Raw genomic sequence first — 22,170 nt, 5'->3', positions numbered from 1 at the left:
GGCTCTCATGCGGGCCGCGACGGCTGCGGGGCGGATTCCCAGCACCCGAGGACGGATTGGTCGAGGTCGATATTGGCCCCCGTCATCAGGCCGGATTCGGCTGAGGCCAGGAAAGCCGTCGCGCTCGCCACTTCGGCCGGATCGACGAGGCGCCCGAAAGGCTGCCCGGCGGCGGCCTTTTCGAGCCAGCCGTCCTGCGCGCCATGGTGGCGGCGCATCACCGCGTCCTCGCCGGGCGTCGACATCCAGCCGATGTTCAGGCCGTTCACGCGGATGCGCCAGGGCATCAGCGAGAAGGCGGCGTTCTTGGTCAGCGTCGCGAGCGCGCCCTTGGACACGCTGTAGGCGCAGATGAAGGGCTGCCCGCCATGGGCGGACATCGACTGGATGTTGACGACGGCGCCCTCGATCCCATCGCGCCGCATCAGCCTGGCGGCGTCCTGGATCAAGAAGAAGGGCGCCTTGACGTTCACCGTCATGAGCCGGTCGTAGAGCTCGGGGCTCGTATCGAAGATCGTGCCCCGGTCGGTGTCCCCCGCCGCGTTGACGAGGACGTCGACGCGGCCGAAGGCCTCGTCGGCCGCGGGCGCGATGCGGGCCGTCTGGGCGTGGTCGGCGAGATCGGCCTCCACGAACACGGTGCGGGTTCCGGCTTCGGTCAGGCTGCGGGCGACGCGCTCGCCGCGCTCACGGTTGCGACCCGTGATGACGAGGCCAGCCGCGCCCTCGGCGGCGAAGCGGCGCGCGATGGCCTCGCCGAGCCCTTGCGTGGCCCCCGTCACGATGGCGATCTTGCCGGAAAGGCGCTGCGTCCGAGACGATTCGCTCATGGTCCTCCCCTCGAACCCGCCATGGCCCCGGCGCGTTTCGGTCCGGCGACCTTGGCCGGATGAAACAAAAATTCGAATGGCGCGTCAATTCGGAATATGTATTCTGGCGCGCGATCCACGGCCGTCCGCGCGCCGGATCGCCTGATTTCGGATAGGATGTGAGGAGCCCCAGATGCTGCGCGTAGGTCTGCTCGGCGCCGGCCGGATCGGCCGCATTCACGGCGGAAATGTCGCCGCCCACCCCAAGGCGCAGCTGGTCGCGGTCGCCGACGCCTCGCTGGAGGCGAGCCAGACGGTGGCCGCCGAGACCGGCGCGATGGTGGGGACGATAGATGGGATCCTGCAGGACGGCGGCATCGACGCGGTGCTGATCTGCACGCCGACCGACATGCACGCCGACCTGATCGAGAAGGCCTGCCGGGCCGGGAAGGCCGTGTTCTGCGAGAAGCCCGTCGACCTCGACGCGCAGCGCATCCGCGCCTGCCTTAAGGTCGTGGAGGACTGCGGCGGCCAGCTGATGATCGGCTTCAATCGGCGCTTCGATCCCAACTTCGCCGCGCTGCGCCGGCGGCTGCGGGACGGCGAGGCCGGCGAGGTCGAGATCGTTTCGGTGATCTCGCGCGACCCCGCGCCGCCGCCGGTGGACTACGTGAAGCGGTCGGGAGGGCTGTTCCGGGACATGATGATCCACGACCTCGACATGGCGCGCTTCCTCCTGGGCGAGGAGCCCGTCGAGGTCTACGCGGTCGGCTCGGCGCTGGTCGATCCCGCCATCGGGGCGGCGGGGGACGTCGACACTGCGGCGGTGCTGCTCAAGACCGCGAGCGGGCGCATCGCCCAGATCTCCAACTCCCGCCGGGCGACCTATGGCTACGACCAGCGGGTCGAGGTGCATGGCTCCAAGGGCATGATCCGCGCCGGCAACGTCCATGAGAGCACCGTGGAGGTCGCCACCGCCTCGGGCTTCCAGGCCGATCCGGTCCAGAACTTCTTCCTGCAGCGCTACGCCGAGGCGTATCGGCTGGAGCTCGACGCCTTCTTGACGTCGGTGACGGACAAGACGCCCTTCTCGCCGTCGGGCGAGGACGGCCTCAAGGCTCAGATCCTGGCGGACGCGGCCACCGAATCGGTCAGGATCGGAGCGCCCGTCAGGGTCGGCTGAGCGGCCTTACGGGACGACCTGTTCGACGAGCCTGAAGCGCACGATGCGCAGCACCTGCGCGAGGGCGGTGAGCCGCTCCTCCGCCATGGTTCCGCCGACCCGGTTCTCGAAGGCCTCGAGGATCTGGGTCTTGCCCGCCCCCTTCACGGCCAGGATGAAGGGGATCCCGAACCGCGCGCGGTAGGCCTCGTTGAGCGCCGTGAACCGGGCGAACTCCTCCTCGCTCAGGCCGCCCAGCCCCGCGCCGGACTGCTCGCGGGCCGACTCGCGCGTCAGCCGCCCGGCGACGGCGGCCCGCCCGGCGAGGTCGGGATGGGCCTGGAGCAAGGCCGTCTTCTCGTCCTCCCCGGCCTGCAGGATCGCCGCCTGGAACGCCGTGACCATGGCGTTGACGGAGGCGTAGGGCCGCGCCGCTTCGGCGCGCTCGGCGACCCAGGCGGAGTGCTCGGCGACGCCGCCGAAGGCGGCCACGAAGTCGCCCGGGCTCAGCGCGTTGACGTCCGCGAGGGTCATGGCCTGGCCTTCAGCGCTGGGCGAGCCAGGCGCCGAGGGCGGCCCGCTCGGCGTCTGTCATGTGAGTTTCGTTGCCCAACGGCATCGCCCGGCCCTGCACGGCCTGCGCGACGACCTGGGCGGAATGGCGGCGGATCGCGTCCGGCGTGTTCAGCACGACGCCCTTGGGCGGCTCGCCGCCGCGGAAGGCGTCATGCGTGGGCCTCGGCGCATGGCACATTACGCAGTGCGTCTGCGCGATCCTGAGCGCGTCCGCATCCGTCACCCCGGCCGTGTGCGCGGCCCCGCGGGGCGCGGTCCACACGATCGCGGCGACGAGCGCCGCGGCGGCCGCCGGAAGCGCCCAGGCCACCTTGGACGGGGCCTCGCCCGCGTCCACCCGGTTGAGGAAATGCCGCACCATGCCGCCCGCCAGCACGATGAAGGCCGCCACGAGCCAGGACTGCGGATGCGCATACAGGAACGCGTAGTGGTTGGAGACCATGAACAGCAGGACGGGCAGCGTCAGGTAGTTGTTGTGAAGCGAGCGCTGCTTGCCGATCTTGCCGTATTTGGGATCCGGCGTGCGGCCGGCCAGAAGGTCGGCCGTGATGATCTTCTGGTTGGGGATGATCACCTGGAACACGTTGGCGGCCATGATGGTCCCGACCATCGCGCCGATGTGAATGAAGGCGCCGCGCCCGGAAAACACGTTGGTGAAGACGAAGGACGCGAAGACGATCAGCCCGAAGACGGCCAGCGCCAGCCACTCGGTCCGATCGCCGATCGGGGAGCGGCACAGGGCGTCATAGGCGAACCACCCCGCCGCGAGCGTCAGGACGGAGATGATCACCGCCTCGGGGCCGGAGATGTTCAGGACCGCCGGGTCCACCATGAAGGCGCTGGCGTTCCAGTAGTACTGGATGACCAGCAGGCCGAAACCGGACAGGAAGGTGAGATAGGCCTCCCACTTGAACCAGTGCAGGTCCGGCGGCAAGGTCGCGGGCGCGATCAAGTATTTCTCGACATGGTAGAAGCCGCCGCCATGCACCATCCAGGACGTGCCGAGCACGCCCTCGCTCATGCTCTCGCGCCGTCGCAGGCTGAAGTCGAGCCAGATGAAGTGGAAGCTCGCGCCGATCCACGCGATGCCGACGATCAGGTGGAACCACCTGAAGCCGAGATTGATCCAGTCGACCGCGAAACCGCCCATGTCCTCGCCCCCCGGCGTCCCGCCTCAGTACTGGACCTTGTCCGGCTTGGCCAGCCAGGCCGCGAAGGCCGCAGCGGCTTCGGGCGTGGGGCGGTGCTCCATGACGATGGCCCGCTCGGCCGGCGCCTTCGGCATCTCGTCATAGATGAAGGCGTCGTCGAACCCGATCGCGGCGGCGTCGTCCCGCGTGTTGGCGTAGACGATGCGCGCGATGCGCGCCCAGTAGGCCGAGGCCAGGCACATCGGGCACGGCTCGCAGCTGGTGTAGAGGGTGGCCCCCGCCAGGCTGAAATCGCCCACGGCCCTGCAGGCCCGGCGGATGGCCGAGACCTCGGCGTGAGCGGTCGGGTCGTTGCTCGAGGTGACCTCGTTCCAGCCTTCCGCCAGCACGTGTCCGTCGCGCACGACCACGGCCCCGAACGGTCCGCCCAGATTCGCCTCCATCCGCTCGCGCGAGAGCGCGACGGCGCGGCCGAGATGGGCGAGGTCTTCGGGGCTCGGCATCGTTTCTCCTGTCGTTGCGCTCAGCGGGCCTTGGCGAGCCACTCGTCGAAGGCCGCGCTGGCCTCCGGCATCGGCACATGGATGCACGGGATGGCCCGCTCGGCTTCCGGCTTGAGGTATTCCTCGTAGATGATCTCCGTCTGGGCGCCGATGCGCGACGCTTCCTGGCGGGTGGTGGCGTAGACGCATCGCGAGACGCCGGCAAGATACATGGCGCCCAGGCACATCGGGCAGGGCTCGCCCGAGGCGTAGAGGGTCGACCCGGTCAGGTCCCCATGGCCCAGCACCTTGCAGGCGCGCCGGATCGCCATCAGCTCGGCGTGCGCCGTCGGGTCCTTGGAGGCGAAGATCGAATTCCAGCCTTCCGCGACCGGCTTGCCCTTCATCACCAGGATCGCGCCGAAGGGGCGCCCCTCGCCCGAGCGCATGTGGTCGTAGGAAATGTCGACGGCCCGCTTCAGAAAGCCGTGGTCGGACGAGTCGATGTTCATGCAGGGTCCCCTCAACTACGCCGCGCGCGGCCTGCGCCCGCGACCTTCAGCCAATCCGCCCCGCCATGGGCGATTCGCAGGGCTGCGTCACGCCATTGCAGGAGTTGCGCCGCCGTCATGGCGGCGATGACGGCCGGCTCCTTCCCGGAGACGCCCGGCGCCCCGATGGGGCAGACCAGACGCGCCAGAGCCGCGTCCGACAGGCCCGCCTCGCGCATGCGCTTCAGGAACCGGGCGCGCTTGGTCGCCGATCCGATCAGGCCCACCGGTCCGAGCTCGGTCCTCCTCAGCGCCGCGGTCGTCACCGCAAGATCGAGCGGGTGAGAATGAGTCATGACCATGACGAAGGCGCCCGGCGGCGCGGCGGCGACCTCTTCCACGGGGTTGTCGGCGACCCGAACCGTCGCGTTGGCGGGGATGTGCGCCGGAAATTCGCCGGCGCGCGAATCGATCCAGGTGAGGCGGAACGGCAGCGGAGCGAGAGCGATCGCCAGGGCGCGGCCGACATGGCCCGCGCCAAAGAGCAGGACCGGCGCGCCATCGTCGCCGAAGCGCTCGACGACGCCCTCGGCGGGAGAGCGGTCCGCGGATGAGAGCACGCCGCGGACGACGCGGCCGTCTTGTCCAAGACGCGCGGCGACGTCGAACCGCCCCGCCGTCTCCAGCGCCGCGAAACGGGCCAGCATGTCGCGGTCGCGCGCGTCGAAGGTCTCTACCCAGGTCGTGACCCGCCCGCCGCAGCACTGCCCGAGGTCCGGGCCGAGCGGCCAGTCGCGCACCTGCACGGGGCCTCTGCCGGCTGCGAGCGCGGCGCGCGCCTCGCCGATGAGGCTCCACTCCAGCTGGCCGCCGCCGACCGTGCCCCAGAAGCCGCCGTCCGGCCGCAGCACCAGGCGCGCCCCGGCCTCGCGCGGAGCGGACCCGGCCACGGCGACCACGCTCGCCAGGGCGGCGATGCCCTGGGCGTCGACGGTCTCGAGGAGGCGGATCCAGACGAGGTTCACCTGAACTCCTGGATGAAGCGCTTCAAGGATCGATTCAATCCGGCCCTGCCCGCCTTCGACATCGATTCATCCGGCCGTCGAAAGCGCCTGAACCGCCTTGAGGATCGCCTCGGGCGTGGCCGGCGCGTCCAGCGGCACCGGCCGGCCCGGAGCGAGCCCGTGCAGCGCGTCGGCCAGCGCGGCGAACACCGAGATGGCGAGCATCAGCGGCGGCTCGCCCACCGCCTTGGACCGGTAGATCGTCTCCTCTCGGTTCTCGCCCGGGAAGAGCGCGACGCGGAAGTCGGCCGGCACGTCGGAGGCGACCGGGATCTTGTAGGTGGAGGGCGCATGGGTGCGCAGGCGACCATGCGGGTCGAAGACGAGCTCCTCCGTGGTCAGCCAGCCCATGCCCTGGACGAAGCCTCCCTCGATCTGGCCGATGTCCAGCGCGGGGTTCAGGGAGCGACCGACATCGTGGAGGATGTCGACGCGCGTCACGCGGTTCTCGCCGGTGAGCGTGTCGAGCACGACCTCCGAGCAGGCCGCCCCGTAGGCGAAGTAGAAGAAGGGCCGCCCGGTCCCGTTCGGGCGGTCCCAGTGCAGCTTGGGGGTCTTGTAATGCCCCGCCGCGGAGAGGTGGATGCGGGCCGCATGCGCCCGCTTGGCCAGTTCGGCGAAGGACACGCTCTGGTTTCCGGCGAACACGCAATCGTCCCGGAACGCCACGTGCGAGGCTTCGACGCCGAAATGCTCCGCCGCGAACGCCGCCAGCCTGTCGCGGATCTGCCGGGCCGCGATCATCGCCGCCATGCCGTTGAGGTCGGATCCGGAGGACGCCGCCGTGGGCGAGGTGTTGGGCACCTTGTCGGTCGTCGTGGCCGTGATCCGGACGCGGTCGAGCCCGACGCCGAACTCCTCGGCGGCCACCTGGGCGACCTTCTGGTAGAGCCCCTGCCCCATCTCGGTCCCGCCGTGGTTCAGGTGCACGGAACCGTCCGAATAGACATGGACGAGCGCGCCGGCCTGGTTCAGCTGGGACAGGGTGAAGGAGATCCCGAACTTCACCGGCGTCAGCGCGATGCCGCGCTTGAGGATGGGGGATGTGGCGTTGAAGGCCTCGATCTCGGCCCGCCGGGCGCGGTAGTCGCTGGTCCGCTCGAGCTCGTCGAGGATCGCGGAGCCGACGTCGTGGTCCTCCACTGTCATGCCGTAGGGCGTGAGGTCGCGGTCCGGTCCGTAGAGATTGGCCTTGCGGACATCCAGCGGGTCGCGGTTCAGCCGCCACGCGATGGCGTCGACGATGCGCTCCATGGCCAGCATGCCCTGCGGGCCGCCAAAGCCGCGGAAGGCGGTGTTGGACACCGTGTTGGTTTTCAGGCGCCGGCTTGCGATGACCAGTTCGGGCAGGAAATAGGAGCCGTCGGCGTGGAACATGGTCCGGTCGACCACGCCCTGGCTCAAATCGGCCGAGCAGCCGCAGCGGGCCAGGAACGCCATCTCGACGCCATGGATGCGCCCGTCGTCGTCGAAGCCGGCCGCCCAGTCGACCCGGAAGTCGTGGCGCTTGCCGGTCATGGCCATGTCGTCGTCGCGGTCCAGCCGGATCTTGCACGGACGCCCGGTGACGGTGGCGGCCAGCGCGGCGAGCGCGGCCCATTGGGTGGCCTGGCTCTCCTTGCCCCCGAAGGCGCCGCCCATGCGGCGGACCTCGGCGGTCACCAGGGCGTCGGGCAATCCGAGCACGCGGGCGCAGACATGCTGAACCTCGGTCGGATGCTGGGTGGAGGAGTAGACGTGGACGGACCCGTCCTCGCCCGGAATGGCGAGCGCCGCCTGGCCTTCCAGATAGAAATGCTCCTGGCCGCCGATGCGCAAGACGTCCGCGACCCTGTGCGGGGCGCGCTGGATCGCGGCCGCCGCGTCGCCGCGCCTGAAGGCGTAGTCGGGCAGGACGGTTTCGTTGCGCTTGTGCGCATCCTCGACGGTGACGGTCGGCTTCTCCTGCACGATCGTCATGGCGCCCAGGCGCGCGGCGCGCCGGGCGACGTCGCGGCTCTCGGCCACGACGGCGAAGACGGGCTGGCCGTGGAACAAAACCTGGCCCTCAGCCAGAAGGGGTTCGTCCGCGAAGGCCGGGGCGATGTCGTTCTTGCCCGGCACGTCCTCGGCGGTGAGCACCGCGACGACGCCGTGAATGGCGCGCACCCGCTCCAGGTCCACGGCGATCAGCTTGCCCCGCGCATAGGGCGACCCGCCCACCGCGATGTGCAGCACGCCCGCCGGTTCGGGCATGTCGTCGATGTAGAGCGCGGCCCCCTGCACGTGCTTGACCGCGCTGTCATGCGGCAAAGGCTGCCTCACATGGCGCAGGGCCTGCTCGTCGCTGTCCTGGACGGCGCTCATGAGGCGAACTCCGGCCGGGCCACGGGACCTGACGGCTCCAGCGGGGGCGGCGAACGGTGGCCGATGATGCGCGTCGCCGAGGTGGGCGCGCCGGCGATCTCGGCGAGCGCCTTGACGACGAGGTTCTTGGCCACCTGCAGGCGGTAGGCCGCCGAGGCGCGGTGGTCGTCCACGGGGGTGAAGTCCCGCGCCAGGGCTTCGGCCGCCACGGCCCAGACGGATCCCTCGCCGATCTGCGAATCCAGCAAGGCGTGCTCGACCGCGTTGGCCCGCTTCGGCGTCGCCGCCATGCCGCCGAACGCGATGCGGGCTCCGACGATGCGGCCCTCCTGGATGGTGAGGCGCATGGCCATCATGACGGCCGAGATGTCCTCGTCGAAGCGCTTCGTGACCTTGAAGATCCGCACGTGGTCGGCCGGGCCGGGCTTGGGCACGAGGATGCTGCGCAGGTATTCGGCGTGCCGCTTGTCCTGCCGGCGATAGGCGACGAAGAAGTTCTCCAGCGCCAATGTCCTGCGATTGGGACCCTGCCGGAGCTCCAGGATGGCGCCCATCACGATCAGCGCCGGCGCGAGGTCGCCGATGGGCGATCCGTTGGCGATGTTGCCGCCGACCGTGCCCGAGACCCGCACCTGCTGCGCGCCGAAGCGGCGCATGAGTTCGCCGAGGTCCGGATCGATGGCGGCCAGGGACGGGAGCGCGCGCGCATGGCTCACCATCGCGCCCAGGCCGAGCACCTCGGGGGTGTCGTGGATCTCGTCCAGGCCGCGCACCCGGCCGAGCCAGATGAATTTCCGCAGCGGAGCCAGCGCCTTCGTGAGCCACAGGCCGACATCGGTGGCGCCGGCCAGCAGCGTGGCCTCGGGATGCTCGGACAGCAGCGACGCGAGCGCGTCCTCGCTGGCGGGCGCCGCGAAGAAGGAGCGATCGTCGCCGACGAACAGATCCTCCTCGCTCGCCAGATCGGCGAGCGCCTGGACCGTCGCCTGCCGGCGTTCGGAGAACACGTCGTCGGCCTCCTGGGCGCAGGCCTCGAGCGCCGCGTCGATGATCGGCCGATAGCCGGTGCAGCGGCACAGATTGCCGGCCAGCGCGTCGCAGACCCCCTCGCGCGTCACCGGCCGGGCGCCCTCGTGATAGAGGGAGAACAGGCTCATCACGATGCCGGGCGTGCAATATCCGCATTGCGAGCCGTGATGGGCCACCATGGACGCCTGGACGGGGTGCAACTCGCCGCGATGCGCCAGGTCCTCGACGGTGATGAGCTCCGCCCCGTCGATCTGGCCCAGCAGCAGGATGCACGCATTGACGGGCTCGTAGACGAGCCGCCCGTCGCGCACGCGCCCGAGCACCACCGTGCAGGCGCCGCAGTCGCCCTCGGCGCAGCCTTCCTTGGTTCCGACGGAGCGGTTCTGCTCGCGCAGCCAGTCCAGCAGCGTCGTCCTGGACGAGAAGCCTCCGACCTCCACGACACGGCTACGGCGAAGGAATCGGATCGTGCTTCTCGCCATGCTCAGCTTCCCCGATAGGTGGAGTACGCGTAGGGCGAGACGAGAAGGGGGATATGGTAATGGGCGTTCTCGGCCGCCCCGAAACGCACCGGGACCAGGTCGAGGAAGGGCGGCTCGAACGTCGCCGACCCCGTTCGGCGGAAATAGTCGCCGACATGGAAGACGATCTCGTAGGGGCCGGGCTGGGCGGATTCGGACGCCAGGAGCGGCTGGTCGACCCGGCCGTCCTGGTTGGTGAGCACGTCGGCGATGACGACGCCGTCGCTCAGGCGGGTCAGAACGATGCGCAAGCCTGCGGCCGGACGGCCAAGCGCGGTATCCAGAACATGAGTGCTCAGCTTCATGCCGGCATGATGTCGCAACTTGCGCGACCGCAGAAGCGCCAAGTTGCGGCCCGGACCCCGTATGGCCCGAGAAGCCGCAAAAGGATGTGGGTTACTCGGGGGGATTCTCCGGCAGGCCGTAATTCGCGGCGATTTCCGGACTGATCAGGACGCCGCTGCGCTGGGCCTCCGCCCTCAGCGCGAGGCGGCGCGCGCCGCTCAGCCTTGCGCCCTCCTGGCCCTCGATGGCGGCCGCCAAGGTCGTCATCCGCTCGGCGAAGGCGTCGGCCCCGGCGAACGCGGCGGGGTCGATGGCCAGGAGAAGCTGCCCGGTGCGGGGCGGGCCGCCCTTGTCGTCGAGGAACGACGACGCCTCTGTGGCGAATCGCGCGCCCACGAGGGCGGCCGCCAGCACCTCGACCATGAAGGCCAGCGCCGCGCCCTTGGCGTCGCCCATGGCGATCATGGTCCCGGCGAGCGCGGCGGAAGCGTCGGTCGTGGGGCGGCCGTCCGGATCCAGCGCCCATCCTTCGGGAATCGCTTCGCCGCGCTGCTTGGCCGCTACGATCGGGCCACGGGCGACCTTCGACAGCGCGAGGTCCACGACGGCCGGCGGGCGTCCCGGCAAGGGCGCCGCGAAGGCGATGGGATTGGTGCCGAACACCGCCTTGCGGCCGCCCCAGGGAGCGATCGCCTCGGGCGTGTTGGCGAACAGCAGGGCGACGAGCCCCTCCCCGGCCAGCCTCTCCACATGGAGGCCGGCCGCGCCGCAATGATTCGAGTTGCGGATCGGGGCGGCCGCAACGCCCTGCCCGCGCGCGACGGCGGGCAGCTCGGCGATGGCGAGGTCGATCGCCGGATAGGCGAAGCCGTCGCGCGCGTCGACGGCCAGGACGCCGGGGCGCGGCCGCGTGGCGACAGGACGGGCCCGTCCGTCGATCTTGCCGGCCTTGAGCATGGCCAGATAGGTGGGAATGCGCGACAGGCCGTGGCCCTTGAGGCCGTCCGCCTCGGCGCCGACCAGGGCGCGCGCGACCGACCGGGCGGATTCGGGGGACGCGCCCCCGGCTTCGAACAGGCCGGCGACCCAGGTTTCGGCGCGATCGAGCGGCAGTCGGGTCATGGGCGAAGCATCCTCGTCAGAGCCGTCATGCGCCGGCGCGTTCCAGTTCGTGCAGCACGTTGGCGGCGGTGAGGCTGGAGACGCGGCCATTGGCCTCTTCGGTCAGGCCGGCGATGTGCGGCGTCAGGATCAGGTTGGGGCAGCCGGCGAAGATCGCGGCCTTGTCGGCCGGGAGCGGCTCCACGTCGAACACGTCCAGCGCGGCCCCGCCGATCCGGCCCGCCCTCAGGGCCTCGGCGAGGGCCGGCTCGTCCACCACGCCGCCCCGGGCGGCGTTGATGAGGATCGCGCCCCGCGCCATCCGGGCGATGGCGGCGGCGTCGAGCAGGGACCGAGTCTGGTCCGTCAGCGGCACGTGCAGGCTCACGACGTCGCTGGCGGCGAGCAGGGCGTCGAGGCTTTCCGGCCGGGCGCCGAGTTCGCCCCAGACGGGGGCGTCGGTCGGCACGAAGGGGTCGTGGGCGACGATGCTCATGCCGAGCGCGCCGGCGCGGCGCGCGGTCTCGCGGGCGATGGAGCCGAAGCCGATCAGGCCGAGGCGCTTGCCGCTGATCTCACGGCCGTTCATCAGCGCGTTTCGGGGCCAGCGGCCGGCGACGACGTCGGGCGTCGCCCCATAGGCTCCGCGCAGCAGGAGCATGGCGCTGGCGATCACATATTCCGCCACCGAGACGTCGTTCGCGCCCGTGGCGGGGCGGACGACCACGCCGCGCGCCGCGCAGGCGGCCATGTCGATATTGTCGAGGCCGACGCCGAGCCGCCCGACCACGACGAGACGCTGCGCGGCGGCCAAAAGGTCGCCGCGAACCTGCGTCCTGTTGCGGACCACCAGGGCGCGGCAGTCCCGGGCCGCCGCCAGGAGATCCGCCGGGCGGTCGACCAGCCCCGGGTCGTAGAGCGTGTCGCGCCGCGCCGCGAGATCCGCGACGGCGGCCTCGTCCATGAACTCGGTGATGACGATGTCGGCCACGGGGACCTCCTATCGATGCAGGACGAGGAGGCCGGCGATCACCGTTCCCAGGATCACGGCCGTGGTTCCGCACACCACCGCGACGTGGCGCCAGCCGACGCGCAGGATGGCGGTGACGGAGGTTCCAAGCCCCAGCGCCGCGATGGCGACGAGGAGGCCCCAGCCGGAGACCTGGCCCACGGCCGCCCGCAGCCCGGCGGGCACGACGCCGGTCGAATTGAGCAGAGCCAGCGCGAGGAACACCAGCGCGAACACCGGCACGGGAACGCGCGCGTTCTCGGCGTGGCCGCCCCGGTCAGAGAACCACCAGCCGATGCCGACGACCACCGGCAGCAGCAGGAAGACGCGGAACAGCTTGACGATGAGGGCGGACGCGCCCGCCGTCTCGGAGACCGAATAGCCCGCGCCGACCACCTGCGCGACGTCGTGGATGGTCGCGCCGAGCAGGATCCCGGTCGTCCTGTCGTCGAACCCAAGCACGGGGCCCAGCGCCGGATAGGCCACCATGGCGAGGGTCGAGAGCGCGTTGACGGCCACCACGGTGAACACCGTGTCGGCGTCGCGGGTCTTGTAGTCCGGCAGGACAGTCGAGGTCGCGAGCGCGGCGGAGGCTCCGCACACCGCCGTCGCGCCGCCGGCCAGCGCCCCATAGGCGGCGTCGCGTCCGAGCAGCCGGGCGAAGGCCATCCCGCTCGCGACCGTCACGGCCATCGCGACCACCACGATCACGACCGTGCCCAGCCCCAGCGCGACGATGTCTCCCAGCGCGATGCGCAGGCCGAGCAGCGCGATGGCGAAGCGCAGCAGCTTCTTGACGCAAAACGCCATGCCGGGCTCGAAGGCAGGCCTCGCGGCCGCCCAGTGCAGGGCCATGCCGAAGAGCAGCGCGAGCACGACGGCCGGCACGACGATGGCGCGCCCCGTCCAGTCGTGGATCATGCGGCCCGTCAGGGGCTCGGCCATGCTCGCCGCGATCGCGACGAGGGCGGACAGCGCGACGCCGGGCAGCAGGCGGCGCGTCAGCCGCAGGGCTCCGGCGACCCGGATGGACCTCGTACTCGCGGCGGAAGAGGCCTGGTTCGCCATAGGGACTCGAGCTTGTCTCAGGAGGGAGCCGGACGCGCAAGGCGTCCGGCCCGAGGCGTCAGGCGCTGCGGTAGAGCTTGGTCATGACGAACTCCCGATGGCCGAGAGCCTCGGCCGCGGTGAGGCGCCCATTGGCCGTGCGCACGATCATCTCGATCAGCGCGTCGCCCGCCTGGGAGATCGTCATGTCGCGCCGCAGGATGCCGGAGACGTCGAGGTCGATGTGCTCGCCCATGGTCCGGATCGTGCGGGGATTGCCGGAGATCTTGATGACCGGCACGATCGGGTTGCCGATCACGTTGCCCTGGCCCGTCGGGAAGGTGTGCACCACATAGCCGCCCGCCGCCATCAGGGTCACGCATTCGGCCGCGGCCGAGGACGTGTCCATGTAGTACAGGCCGGGGCCGCTGGCCGGCGTCTCGGCCGGCTCCAGGATGTCGATGTAGCGCGAGTTCCGGCCGATCTTCTCCAGGTTCCCCATCGCCTTTTCCTCGATGGTGGTGAGGCCGCCGGCGATGTTGCCCTTGGTGGGCTGGCTGTCGGAGAGGTCGTCGGTCTTGTGCGCCTCGATCACGTCGTCCTGGTAGGCCTTCCACATCTTGTACCAGCGCTCGCCCACCTCGGGGGTGGCAGCGCGCGCCTTGCACAGGTGCTCGGCGCCGGTGATCTCGGAGGTCTCGCCGAAGACGCCGTAGACGCCGCGCGGCAGCAGCTTGTCATACATGTTGCCCACGGTCGGGCAGGACGACAGGCCGGTGGTGGTGTCGGACTCGCCGCATTTGGTCGAGATCCACAGCTCGGAGATGTCGACCTCCTCGCGCTGCAGTTCGGTCGCCCACTGCACCATCTTCTTGGCCTCGTACGAGGCCTTGGCGATGGTGGCGATGTCGCCGTAGCCCTCGATGCCGAACCCGACGACCGGCTTGCCGGTCTTCTTGATCCCCTCGACGACGCGGCTGGTCCAGCCGTCCTCGATGCCGATCACCACGACGGCGGCGACGTTGGGGTTCGATCCCGTCCCGATCAGCGTGCGGAAGTGCAGGTCGAGGTCCTGTCCGAACTGCAGGCGCCCGTAGGCGTGCGGGAGGGCCATCGTGCCCTTGATGTTGTTCGCCACGGCCTCGCAGGCCGCGTTGGACAGATCGTCCAGCGGCAGGATCACCACGTGGTTGCGCACGCCGACGCGGCCGTTCTCGCGGCGCCAGCCCATCACCTTCAGATTCGCGCCGGAGCCCCCGCCGGCCTCGCTCGTGCTCGTCGTCATGGCCATTGCGGGATCCTCACCAGCGCTTCGTTTTCACGTTGTGGACATGCAGGTGCTCGCCCTTGCGGATGTCGGCCACGGCTCGCCCGATGTCCTCTCCATATTTCACGATCGTCTCGCCCGACTTGATGTCGCGGAGCGCGACCTTGTGGCCGATCGGGATCGCGGATTCCGCCTTGAGGCGGAAGGTGGTGTCGTTCTCGGTGATCAGGCACAGCATGTCGGTTCCGGCCTCGAGGCCTTCGACGACCACGACGCCGACCGTGTCCTTGGGTCCGTGGACGAGGCAGTGGGGTATGCTCATCGCGCGCTTCTTCCTCCAGGCATGGCGTTGGGGCCAGGGCTCGCCAGCCCTGGAGCCGGGCGCCGGCGCGTTCGCCCGAAAGTCGCCCTTGCGTCTCGCCGCGCGGGAGGGCGGAATGATCCATCATTCCGTGGCCCGAGCGGACGTTCTAGCGCCTTCCGGTCTTGTATAAGACTCACGAGGGGGTATCGTGTCAACGATGTCAGACGACGACGCACCGATGGCGCCCGCCCGTGGCGCGTATCGGCCCCTCTACGCCCAGGTCCGGGATGCGCTGGTGAAGCGCCTCGTCGACGGCGTCTGGCTGCCCGCCCAGATGCTTCCGAGCGAGTTCGAGCTTGCGGGCGAACTCGGCGTCAGCCAGGGCACCGTCCGCAAGGCGCTGGACGCGCTGGCCGCCGAGAATCTCGTCGTCCGCCGCCAGGGGCGCGGCACTTTCGTCGCCGAGCATGACGAGGCCCGCATCCTCTTCCAGTTCTTCAAGCTGCTGCCCGACAGCGGCGAAGCTGCGTTCCCGGAGAGCAAGGTGGTCTCCGCCCGCCTCGCGGCGGCGACGGACGACGAGGCGCGCGTGCTGGGGCTCGAGGCCGGCGCTGACGTCTACCGCATCGGGCGGGTGCGGTCGCTGGGGGGCCGCCCCATCATCGCCGAGCGCGTGACGCTGCCGGCGGCGCTGTTTCCGGGCCTCATCGAGGGGAGCGTCCCGAACAATCTCTACGGGCTCTACGCAAGCCGCTACGGCGTGACGGTGGCGCGCGCCCACGAGCGGCTGAAGGCCGTCGCGCTGAGCTCCGAATCCGCCCTGCTGCTGGAGGTGGACGAATCCAGGCCGGCCCTGCTGATCGACCGCGTCGCCTTCGCGCTGAGCGGCGAGCCGGTCGAATGGCGCGTGAGTCATTGCCTGACGGACGATTTTCACTACAGTTCCGACCTGAAATAAAGCAAGAAGTCGGGACTTCAGCCCCAAGGGAGGACAAGAATGGCCGCCACCGTTCGCGGACGTCTCCGCCATGCCGCCGTCGCTGTCGCCGCCGGGTTCGGCATGGCCCTGCTCGCGCCCCTGGGCGCTGGCGCGCAGGACTATCCGGCGAAGCCGATCACCCTCGTGGTCCCGTATGCGGCCGGGGGACCCTCCGACGTCATCGCCCGCCTGGTCGGGCAGAACATGTCGGCCAGCCTGGGCCAGCAGATCATCATCGAGAACGTGGCGGGAGCGGGCGGCACCACCGGGGCCGAGCGGGTCGCGAAATCCGCGCCGGACGGCTACACGCTGCTGATCCACCACGTCGCGCTGGCGGCCGGAGCCTCCATGTACAAGCTGCGCTACGACACGACGGCGGCCTTCTCGCCCATCGGGCTCATCAATTACGGCCCCTTCGTGCTCACCGCGCGGGCGGACTACCCGCCCGGCACGGCGGCCGAGATCCTGGCGAAGCTGAAGGCGGACGGACCCAAGGTGAACGTGGCCCATGCGGGCGTGGGCTCGGGCTCGCACCTGTGCGGCCTTATGCTGAACCAGGCGCTCGGCGTCAGCTTCACCTACATTCCCTACAAGGGGACCGGCCCGGCGATGAACGACCTCGTCGCCGGCCAGGTGGACGTGCTGTGCGACCAGACCACCAACGCCATCCCGCAGATCGAGGGCGGCAAGATCAAGGCCTATGCTGTCACCTCCGGCAAGCGGCTCGAGCAGCTGCCGAAGCTGCCCAGCCTCGCCGAAGCCGGCTTGCAGGGCTTCGAGGTCACCGTCTGGCACGGGCTCTACGCGCCGGCCCAGACGCCCGCGCCCGTGGTGGCCAAGCTCAACGCAGCGCTCCAGAAGGCGCTTGCGGACGAGACCATCCTGAAGCGCTTCAGCGACCTGGGGACGCTGACGTTCCCCGCCGACCAGCGCACGCCCGCCGCGCTCGACGCCTATCTCAAGGGAGAGGTGAAGAAGTGGGCGGACGTGATCCAGAAGGCCGGCTTCAAGGCGGAGTAGCCGCCCGCCAGACAGCGTCCACCTTCGGCGCCCCGCCGGTCTCCGCCGTGCTGCGCACGGCCGGGCCGAGCGGGATCGCGGCGCCCTCCCGGGCGAAGACGGCGATCTCGTCCAGCCGCAGCGCGAGGCGCAGCACGCGGCCGCCGTCCAGCGGCGCGCCGCCCCCCGGAAACCGGGTCCATCGCCCGTCCGGCAGGTAGACCTGCACGACGCCACCCGGCCGCGGGCAGGCGGCGACCAGAAGGTCCGGGCCGCACATCCACTGCTCCTCGAAGGCCCATGCGGCCGGGTCCTGCGGAAAGGCCAGGGCCATGGCGCGCTGGACGGGCATGCCGCTGCGCGTCGCCTCCTGGGCCGTCTCCCACAGGTAGGGCAGCAGCCGGTAGCGCAGGTCCAGCGCCGCCCTGACGGCCGCGTCGGCCTCCGGTCCGTAGCTCCAAGGCTCCCGCGCGCCGATGCCGTGGAACCGGAGATGGGAGATGAAGATCGCCGCCTGGGTCCAGCGAACATAGAGCTCGGGATCGCGACGGTCCTTGTAGAAGCCGCCGATGTCGCTGGCGTGGAACGGGCCGCCGCTGAGGCCCCAGGACAGGCCGCCGCGGATCGAGGCGGCCATGCCCTCCCAGTCCGCCTGCGGGTCGCCGCCCCACTGGACCGGATAGCGCTGCGATCCCGCCCAGCCCGCGCGGCCGAACAGGAAGGCGCCGGTCCGGCCGTAGCGTTCGGCCGCCTCGTAGACGCAGGCGTTGTAGAGAAGCGGATAGACGTTGTGCAGCCGCGCGCCCTCGTCGCCGTTATGGGCGAGGCAATCCGGCTCGACCTGCTCGCCGAAATCCGACTTGATCATGTCGACGCCCATCGCGAACAGCGTCTCGTGGGCGTCGCGCCACCAGGCGTAAGCGTCGGGATGGGTGAAATCGACGATGCCGGAGACGGGGAGCTGCGTCAGCACCTGCCCGAACGGCTCGGGATCGAAGGCGTAGCGATAGGGTTCGCCGCTGCGGCGGTCGCGCAGCAGCCAGCCTTTTTCGGCGAAGTCGGCGAAATGGGGGCCGTCGACCGAAACCAGCGGGTATTCCCAGACGCAGACCTTGAAGTCCAGGGCCTTCAGTTCGTCGAGCAGCCCCTTCGGGTCGGGATAGCGCTTCGGGTCGAACCCGAAATGGAACCGGCTGTCGGTGTCCTGCCAGGCCCGTCCGTCGAAGGTGATCACGTCGCACGGCATGCCGCGCGCCCGCACGGCGCGGGCCGCCTCCAGGATCTCGTCCCCGGTGCGATAGTAGGCTTTGGAGAGGATCGCCCCGAACGACCAATAGGGCGGCGTGGGGGCGCGGCCGGTCAGGTCCGTATAGGCGCGCAGGAGGCTCGCCCCGTCCTCGGCGGCGAGCAGGAACAGGTCGAGGCGCGGCTCCTCGACGACGAGCCCATAGGCGCGCTGCGACCAGAGGGGGTGGCCGACCGCATGCATCACGCAGGCGGGCGTATGGACGAACAGGCCCCAGGCCGACCGCCCCGGCGCGCCGGGAGACCACGCGAAGGGCGTGTTCTTGTAGGCGCGCTCGCCATTGACGCCGAGCGCGTCGAACACCTCGGAGCGGACCCATTGCCCGCGCTTGTCGAGGCGGCCCCACTTCTCGCCCAACCCGTAGACGGGTTCCGGCGAATGAAGGTCGAGCGCGACGAACCAGCCGCGCTCCAGCCTGGCGAAGGGCGGCAGGCGGTGCTCGCGCACGAAGTGCCCGTCCGTGGCGCTGCCCTGCACCGGAACGCCCCCGCGCTTCAGCTGGAAGGCCAGCGGCGCGTCCGAGATCTCCAGCTCGAAATCCGCCCAGCGCAGCACCGATGCGTCGCCTCGCCGGGACAGCTCGGCGGGGTGCTCCTCAGGGTCAGCGACGAGGATGGGGTAGCGCGGCAGGTCGGCGGGACCGATGCGCAGGCGCACCCCGTCCTGCAGCGCCGTCACCAGCAGAGGCCCCTCCCCGGTGGGGATGCGGAACGCGCCGGCGCCGACGCGCTCGGCCGCGCCGGCGACCCTTAGCGGCGGCACGCGGGACCAGAGCGGCTCCGCCGGGGCGGCCAGGGCGGATGGGTCGGTCGTCACGGGACGGCTCATGGCGTGAGCTCCAGCACGGGAAGGCCCAATTCCGCGGCCATCGCCCTCAGCGCCGGGCGGCGCTCGCCATAGACGAGCGCGACATGGTGCTCGAGAGCCTCGTCCATCATGGCCGACATGACGTCGCCGGCGGAGGCGTCGAAGCGCACGACCCCGGACGTGCCGGTGAAGCTCATCGGGGCGCGCAGGACCTGCGCGCCGGCCAGCACCAGCTTCGGCTCGTTCCGGGCCTGGCTGATCCGGGCCACCGTGACGCGGCCGGGCTTGAGAGTGAACTCGGCCAGGAGCGGCATGCGGCGGTTGGAATGGATCTGGGCGCGCGGCCGGACCTGCGGATCGGCCATCTGGAGGGGAGCGGAGCCGCAATGCCACAGCACGGCCGTGTCGTCCTGGGCGTCGATGTCGACGATGTCGACGAGCCAGGAGGGCTCGCCGGCCACGCCCTGCAGCATCAGTGCGGTCAGCGCGCCGTAGACGTCCGCCTCGCAGGCGCAGGGCACGCCCTCCCCGCTCAGCAGGCCGGACGGGCCGCAGGCGGCGCAGCCATAGTCGGTGAACATCTCCGGCCAGCAGCGCAGGGCGAGGCCTTGCAGGCCCTGCTCGCGCGCCATCCCGGCCAGCGCGTCATAGACCCGCAGCGAACGCTCGAGCTGCGGCTGGTCCAGATCGGCCAGTCCCGAGACGCTCCCGTCGAGACGGGCGCGCAGGGTCGCGACCTCGCCTTCATCCGCCGCTTCAGCGCGGGCGAAAAGGTCCGGCAGGGCAATGCGCTGCACCTCGACGCCGAGAAGCCGATTCAGCTCGGCCGGGTCGTATCGGCATGTGTCGAAGCCGGCCGGGTGCTCGCCGACCAGGCCGACGCGCACCCCGCGAAGCCGTCCGAGCGCCTCCGCCGCGCGGGCCCGGTCCTCGTCGCTCGGCTCGCGGCGCAGAGCCGCGGGGGCGGTCCGGACGGCCTCCCGCCCAGCCGCCAGGGACGCCAGGCGCCGCGGGGCCGCGGCGTCCTCCGGGGCGGCGTAGAGCCATCCGGCCGGAAGGCCGGCGCGGCCCAGCGCATGCAGGGCCAGGTTCATGCCGCAGAAGGCGTTGAGGCGCAGACGTCCGCCGGCCCGCGGCTCCGGCAGCGCCCAGATGGCGAGCGGCGCGGACACGGCGCGCGCGATCTCGACCGCCATCGTGGCGTCCGCGAAGGTGACCTGGAGGATGAGCACGAGATCGAGCGGCTCGTCCTGCAGCCGGGCCAGCGCGGCCCGGGTCGCCGCGGCGTCGAAGAGCAGAGCCCGATCGCCCGAGAGGGCGAAGCCGGCGGCCTCCAGGGCGGCGAAGGCGCGCGCCGCCATCTCCTCCGCATAGGGCACGTCGAAGGTGGGTCGGGCGAGCGGAAGGAGGCCGATGCGCAGCGTCATGGCCCGAAGCCCTGGTAGTCGTGCCGGAACGAGCCGTCGACATTGGCGACCCTGACCGTTCCGCCATAGAGCGGATGGGCGAACCAGGGCTTGGCCTTGGCGTCCGTCATGGCGTTCAGCTCGCGCATGTAGGACACGCTGTCGAGCCGCAGGCCGGCGCGGATCTCCTCCCATTCGGGGAAACGCCTGAAGGGCTGCGCCCAGATCGCCCGCCCGGCGAGGTAGCCGGATGCGCCCGCCTTGTAGGCGCAGTCCAGGATGGCCTTGAACTCCTGCATGCCCGCGCCGGCCGAGAGCATGACCCAGGGGCGTCCCGCGGCCTGGCCCAACTCGTCGAAATGCTCCTGCACGGAGGGCCCGCCGGAGGCGGCGGCCAGGCAGTCGCGGGCCGGGACGGGGCTCTCCAGCTTGAACAGGTCCACCCCGTAGCGGGGATGCGCGAAGCGGCGCACGCTGTCGAGCACGAGTTCGGCCTTCTTGTCGGCCATCTCGACATATTGGGTGGTCTGGTTCGCCTCGCCGGGAAGCGGATAGACCAGGAGCTCGAACACGAACGGGATGTCATAGCGGGCGCAGGCCTCGCCGACCCGGGCGACGAAATCCTCCTGCGCCCTGCACACCTCGGGCGCGGCGTCCGGACGGTACCAGGCCAGCACCTTCACGGCGTCGCCGCCGCAGCGCTTGATCTTCTCGACTGACCAGTCGTCGATCTCGGCCGAGAGCCGCCCCCCGGGCGTGTCCTGGAAGATCGAGTCCTCCAGGGTGACGATCAGGCCCTTGGCGGGGGAGAGCAACGTCATGCCGCCCGGAAGCGCGAAATGCGGGTCGAGCAGCATGGCGCTGGATTCGCCCTGGAGCTCCTCGACGAGCATGAGCTTGAACGCCGCGACGTCCTCATAGGGCGCGGCGTCGGTCCCGCGGGCCTCCCGGATGGGGTTCTTGATCGGCGGACGCTGGTCCACCGCCGTCATCTTGAAGCGTCCCTGCGCGTCCGCCATGCGGCGGAGCCCCCACAGCTTGCCCGGCGACAGTTCCATCGCGGCGCCTCCCATGTTCGATCCAGGCGGCCTTAAGCGGCGCGCCTCATCAGCGCGTCGACCTCGTCGCGCGTCGGCGCGCCCGCGCGGCCGCCGAAGCGCGTGCATTTGATCGCGGCGGCGGCCGAGGCGAAGCGCACCGCGAGGCGCTCGCCCATGCCTTCCGCCAGCCCGAGCGCCAGCGCGCCGTGGAAGACGTCTCCCGCCCCGAGCGTATCGACAGGGGTGATCGGAAAAGCCGGCTCGTGCGCGATCCGGCCGTCCTCGGTGAAATAGACGCCCCGTTCGCCGTCCGTGACGGCGACCCAGTTGGAGGCCGCGCGCGCGGCGTCGGCGAGCGCGGCCCGCACATCGTCGCGGCCCGTCATCTCGCGCAGGGCCTGCGCCCCATAGGCCACATGCGTGGCCGCCTCCGTGAAGCCGCGCAGCGCCGGGGCGCGATCGGCGTCGAGCACGCCGATGCCGGCCGAAGCCCGGGCCGCCGCGAAGGCCTGCAGGCCGCCCTCCTCCCACCGCGTGTCGGCCATCACGGCCTCCACGCCCGGAGGAAGCCGCGGCGGGACGGCGTCCAGGCGCGGCGGCATGGCGGGATCCGAATAGCTCACCACGAGCCGCTCCCCCTTGGCGTCCACGATGACGGAGGATTGCGGCGAGCGGCGGCCCGGCGTCCGGGGCGCCAGGGAGCAGTCGACGCCCTCCTGCGCGAGGGCGGCCACGATGGCCTCGCCGACCGCGTCGTCGCCCAGCCTCGTGATCAGCATCGCCCGTCCGCCCAGGCGCGACACCGCCACGGCGGCGGTCGCCGCGATGCCGCCGCCCACGACGGCGAGGTCGCGCGCGCGATGCTTCTCGGCCGTGGCCGGCATCACGTCGACCGCGAAGACATAGTCCTGCGTTGCGATGCCCACGCACAAGACGCCCGGCATGGACCCTCCCCCATCCTGGTCCGGCGCCCTGGCCGGCCGCTCACG

General features: G+C 70.9%; 21 protein-coding genes. 3 read left to right on the top strand and 18 right to left on the bottom strand.

The annotated features are described in order from the left end of the window. Positions 1 to 5 precede the first annotated feature (5 nt). Positions 6 to 830, bottom strand: coding sequence for an SDR family oxidoreductase (locus ACYVO7_RS09035; protein ID WP_460449486.1), 825 nt, complete (start codon positions 828 to 830; stop codon positions 6 to 8). A gap of 172 nt (positions 831 to 1,002) precedes the next feature. Between ACYVO7_RS09035 and iolG the strand changes: the two genes are divergently transcribed. Beyond that, on the top strand, positions 1,003 to 1,992 hold the full coding sequence (iolG, locus tag ACYVO7_RS09030) for an inositol 2-dehydrogenase (protein ID WP_460449485.1): 990 nt from the start codon (positions 1,003 to 1,005) through the stop codon (positions 1,990 to 1,992). Positions 1,993 to 1,998: 6 nt separating this feature from the next. Here the strand turns inward: iolG and uraD are convergent, their stop codons facing one another. The 13 genes from uraD to ACYVO7_RS08965 all read right to left on the bottom strand — a co-directional run bounded on the left by uraD (position 1,999) and on the right by ACYVO7_RS08965 (position 14,662). Then, entirely contained in the window at positions 1,999 to 2,505 is a 507-nt protein-coding gene (gene uraD / locus ACYVO7_RS09025; protein ID WP_460449484.1) for a 2-oxo-4-hydroxy-4-carboxy-5-ureidoimidazoline decarboxylase, read from the bottom strand. Positions 2,506 to 2,515: 10 nt separating this feature from the next. After that, the gene (locus tag ACYVO7_RS09020; protein ID WP_460449483.1) at positions 2,516 to 3,697 is read right to left on the bottom strand and encodes a urate hydroxylase PuuD; all 1,182 of its coding nucleotides are present in this window, start codon (positions 3,695 to 3,697) and stop codon (positions 2,516 to 2,518) included. 24 nt (positions 3,698 to 3,721) lie between these two features. After that, positions 3,722 to 4,201 (bottom strand): nucleoside deaminase, encoded by a 480-nt coding sequence (locus ACYVO7_RS09015; protein ID WP_460449482.1) that lies wholly within the window; start codon positions 4,199 to 4,201, stop codon positions 3,722 to 3,724. A 20-nt stretch (positions 4,202 to 4,221) separates the two neighbouring features. Continuing rightward, positions 4,222 to 4,692: a nucleoside deaminase gene (locus tag ACYVO7_RS09010; protein WP_460449481.1), complete on the bottom strand. Its 471-nt coding sequence runs from the start codon at positions 4,690 to 4,692 to the stop codon at positions 4,222 to 4,224. Positions 4,693 to 4,703: 11 nt separating this feature from the next. Further along, positions 4,704 to 5,696, bottom strand: a complete 993-nt coding sequence (gene xdhC, locus ACYVO7_RS09005) for a xanthine dehydrogenase accessory protein XdhC (protein ID WP_460449480.1) — start codon at positions 5,694 to 5,696, stop codon at positions 4,704 to 4,706. Between the two features lie 66 nt (positions 5,697 to 5,762). Further along, complete coding sequence (gene xdhB, locus ACYVO7_RS09000) at positions 5,763 to 8,081, bottom strand: xanthine dehydrogenase molybdopterin binding subunit (RefSeq protein WP_460449479.1); 2,319 nt, start codon at positions 8,079 to 8,081, stop codon at positions 5,763 to 5,765. After that, complete coding sequence (xdhA, locus tag ACYVO7_RS08995) at positions 8,078 to 9,592, bottom strand: xanthine dehydrogenase small subunit (protein WP_460449478.1); 1,515 nt, start codon at positions 9,590 to 9,592, stop codon at positions 8,078 to 8,080. Before xdhA ends, xdhB begins: the two co-directional genes overlap by 4 nt. A gap of 2 nt (positions 9,593 to 9,594) precedes the next feature. Further along, positions 9,595 to 9,936: a hydroxyisourate hydrolase gene (gene uraH, locus ACYVO7_RS08990; RefSeq protein ID WP_460449477.1), complete on the bottom strand. Its 342-nt coding sequence runs from the start codon at positions 9,934 to 9,936 to the stop codon at positions 9,595 to 9,597. 91 nt (positions 9,937 to 10,027) lie between these two features. Further along, on the bottom strand, positions 10,028 to 11,038 hold the full coding sequence (locus tag ACYVO7_RS08985; protein ID WP_460449476.1) for an Ldh family oxidoreductase: 1,011 nt from the start codon (positions 11,036 to 11,038) through the stop codon (positions 10,028 to 10,030). Positions 11,039 to 11,063: 25 nt separating this feature from the next. Next, positions 11,064 to 12,008 (bottom strand): hydroxyacid dehydrogenase, encoded by a 945-nt coding sequence (locus ACYVO7_RS08980; protein WP_460449475.1) that lies wholly within the window; start codon positions 12,006 to 12,008, stop codon positions 11,064 to 11,066. Between the two features lie 9 nt (positions 12,009 to 12,017). Continuing rightward, the gene (locus tag ACYVO7_RS08975) at positions 12,018 to 13,094 is read right to left on the bottom strand and encodes a YeiH family protein (protein ID WP_460449474.1); all 1,077 of its coding nucleotides are present in this window, start codon (positions 13,092 to 13,094) and stop codon (positions 12,018 to 12,020) included. A gap of 58 nt (positions 13,095 to 13,152) precedes the next feature. Next, positions 13,153 to 14,358 carry a UxaA family hydrolase gene (locus ACYVO7_RS08970; protein ID WP_460449589.1) on the bottom strand — a complete coding sequence of 402 codons (1,206 nt, stop codon included), beginning with the start codon at positions 14,356 to 14,358 and terminating at the stop codon, positions 13,153 to 13,155. 16 nt (positions 14,359 to 14,374) lie between these two features. Continuing rightward, positions 14,375 to 14,662, bottom strand: coding sequence for a UxaA family hydrolase (locus ACYVO7_RS08965; protein ID WP_460449473.1), 288 nt, complete (start codon positions 14,660 to 14,662; stop codon positions 14,375 to 14,377). 220 nt (positions 14,663 to 14,882) lie between these two features. Between ACYVO7_RS08965 and ACYVO7_RS08960 the strand changes: the two genes are divergently transcribed. Both ACYVO7_RS08960 and ACYVO7_RS08955 read left to right on the top strand, forming a co-directional pair. Further along, entirely contained in the window at positions 14,883 to 15,602 is a 720-nt protein-coding gene (locus ACYVO7_RS08960; protein ID WP_460449472.1) for a GntR family transcriptional regulator, read from the top strand. A 39-nt stretch (positions 15,603 to 15,641) separates the two neighbouring features. Continuing rightward, entirely contained in the window at positions 15,642 to 16,643 is a 1,002-nt protein-coding gene (locus tag ACYVO7_RS08955) for a tripartite tricarboxylate transporter substrate-binding protein (protein ID WP_460449471.1), read from the top strand. On the opposite strand, the gene ACYVO7_RS08950 is transcribed toward ACYVO7_RS08955, so the two are convergent. The 4 genes from ACYVO7_RS08950 to ACYVO7_RS08935 are packed head-to-tail and all read right to left on the bottom strand — an operon-like array spanning position 16,630 to position 22,125. Next, positions 16,630 to 18,756 carry a glycoside hydrolase family 31 protein gene (locus ACYVO7_RS08950; RefSeq protein WP_460449470.1) on the bottom strand — a complete coding sequence of 709 codons (2,127 nt, stop codon included), beginning with the start codon at positions 18,754 to 18,756 and terminating at the stop codon, positions 16,630 to 16,632. The genes ACYVO7_RS08955 and ACYVO7_RS08950 overlap by 14 nt on opposite strands. Continuing rightward, positions 18,753 to 20,162, bottom strand: a complete 1,410-nt coding sequence (locus ACYVO7_RS08945) for an L-fucose/L-arabinose isomerase family protein (RefSeq protein ID WP_460449469.1) — start codon at positions 20,160 to 20,162, stop codon at positions 18,753 to 18,755. The genes ACYVO7_RS08950 and ACYVO7_RS08945 overlap by 4 nt, the downstream gene beginning before the upstream one ends. Further along, a complete protein-coding gene (locus tag ACYVO7_RS08940; protein WP_460449468.1) occupies positions 20,159 to 21,199 on the bottom strand; it encodes a tagatose 1,6-diphosphate aldolase in 1,041 nt (346 codons plus the stop codon). Before ACYVO7_RS08940 ends, ACYVO7_RS08945 begins: the two co-directional genes overlap by 4 nt. Positions 21,200 to 21,231: 32 nt before the next feature. After that, the gene (locus ACYVO7_RS08935) at positions 21,232 to 22,125 is read right to left on the bottom strand and encodes a PfkB family carbohydrate kinase (protein ID WP_460449467.1); all 894 of its coding nucleotides are present in this window, start codon (positions 22,123 to 22,125) and stop codon (positions 21,232 to 21,234) included. Positions 22,126 to 22,170 lie beyond the last annotated feature (45 nt).

It is taken from the genome of Alsobacter sp. SYSU BS001988 (assembly GCF_054796215.1).
The sequence above is the reverse complement of the archived record's forward strand: the minus strand, read 5'-3'. Positions and strand labels throughout refer to the sequence as shown.